A 582-nucleotide genomic window follows, 5' to 3' on the forward strand; every position below is an offset into this window, starting at 1 on the left:
GTCAATGCCGGAATTCTGTCCGACTATCATGCCTATTATCCAAGGCCACTCGGAACGGTTCAGGCTGCCGTTCTGCAAGTCTTTTCGGGAATGCATATTACCTATGTGGGTAATGTGAAGAAAAATCCAGACAAATGGATCATTGATGGGAAAACGACAGCAGGCACGGAAGTCAGCGTCATTTTGAAATCCACGAGTCAAGAAGTTACCAACGTGACGATGGGTGTTGGTCTGTTTGGCAATAAAACCCTCTCCAGACAGTTTTTCTCGCTATTGAACCAGACGCTGGGTGCCCAGGCTACCGTCAAGGCCCCGTCTATTTGATTTCAGGTAAATGGAAAAGGAGATAAGGATGAAATTTTCACAACGTACAGAAAACCAAAAGTTTTGGGGTGCTTGTATAGCGATTTTCATGTTGGGTACAGGAAGCGCTGTCGCATCAACAGGCAATGCGCCTGATACTGTGGTGACTAAACTTAACACGGCGCTCATTCACTCCATGAAAATGGGGCCATCCAGTAGCTATGAGAGTCGTTTTCACGCATTGTATCCCGAAATCAGCCACGCCTATGATTTTTCAAA

At 46.0% G+C, this 582-nt stretch carries 2 protein-coding genes; both read left to right on the forward strand.

The window, feature by feature from the left end; translation table 11 throughout:
* Positions 1-324 (forward strand): DUF3568 family protein (locus BLW97_RS18485; protein ID WP_143215012.1); only part of this gene is annotated, 324 nt, incomplete at its 5' end.
* A gap of 28 nt (positions 325-352) precedes the next feature.
* On the forward strand, positions 353-582 hold a 230-nt coding region (locus BLW97_RS18490; protein ID WP_143215013.1), incomplete at its 3' end, for a hypothetical protein.

The organism is Acidithiobacillus albertensis (genome assembly GCF_001931655.1).
Lineage (GTDB): Bacteria > Pseudomonadota > Gammaproteobacteria > Acidithiobacillales > Acidithiobacillaceae > Acidithiobacillus > Acidithiobacillus thiooxidans.